General features: G+C 68.3%; 1 protein-coding gene and 1 pseudogene. One reads left to right on the top strand and one right to left on the bottom strand.

Going from position 1 to position 941, the window contains the following annotated elements; all coding sequences use genetic code 11:
* A pseudogene (locus ABTU92_RS29690) lies at nucleotides 1–661 on the bottom strand (glycosyl transferase family 1); the annotation flags it as partial.
* A gap of 87 nt (nucleotides 662–748) precedes the next feature.
* Here ABTU92_RS29690 and ABTU92_RS29685 point away from each other — a divergent pair.
* A partial coding sequence (locus tag ABTU92_RS29685) for a hypothetical protein (RefSeq protein ID WP_408095132.1) occupies nucleotides 749–941 on the top strand: 193 nt, incomplete at its 3' end.

Raw genomic sequence — 941 nt, 5'->3', positions numbered from 1 at the left:
CGCTGCCGGGGTGTGGCGGACCGTAGCCGGCACCGTCGGCGCCGATGATCAGGACCTCCGCCCGGGGACGCGATGCCAGCACACGGGGGAGCGCCCGCATGAAGACATGATAGCCCCGCAGCGGCTCAAGGTGACGCGACACGAAGGTGACCACCTCGTCGGAACGCCTCAGGCAGCGCCCGTCCGGAAGCCGAAACACGGCGTTCGGATCAGGCGCGGCCACCGCCGTGTCGATGCCGTCGTGCACGACGTCGATCAGGTCATGGAAGCGGCGCGGATAGGTCGATCGCTGCCAGAGCGTCGGCGCGATTCCCCGATCACACTCGGCGAGCGCGAGCAGGGTCGCGGCGTTCTTCGTGCTCAGTGCGACGTGCCCGTCCACCCCGATGCTCGGGAACTCGGGATCGAAGCCGACGTCGCGGCCGGTGGAGCCGTAATAGAACTCACAGTAGACGACCAGGCGCGTCGCAGGGAACACCGCACGGAGCGGCAAGGTCTCGCCCCAGCCTGGATGTGCGACTACGACGTCCGGAACGAAGCCGGAGGCCTTCAGCGCGGTCAGCCCGTAGAGAACCTCCTCGGCGCGCCTGCTCTCCATCTCGAGCCGGCGGGCGAACGGATGCACGGCGGCGAGGTCGGTTCGCCGCGACCGGTAGCGCACGACTCGGACCCCCGGCAGATCGCGCGCCGTCTGCGTGCCGAGCGCGACGACGGTGGTGCCCGGGCTGCGCGCGAGAGCCGGGGCGAGATGCTTGAACTGGGCGGGAAAGTTGTTGTGGACGAACAGAACGTTCATCGTGTCGAACGAGCCCGATGCCGCATGCCACATAAATTACGTTACAATTGCGACTATCCTGTCACGGGCATCTGCATCGGCGGCTCGCGGGCACGAGACGGCCGCGCGCGCCGCGCCCATGGTTCCGGAAAGGGCGTAGCGCCAT

It is taken from the genome of Rhodoplanes sp. SY1, assembly GCF_046000175.1.
Classification (GTDB): Bacteria; Pseudomonadota; Alphaproteobacteria; order Rhizobiales; family Xanthobacteraceae; genus Rhodoplanes.
Note: the sequence above shows the minus strand (reverse complement) of the source record. Positions and strands in the feature narration are given on the sequence as shown.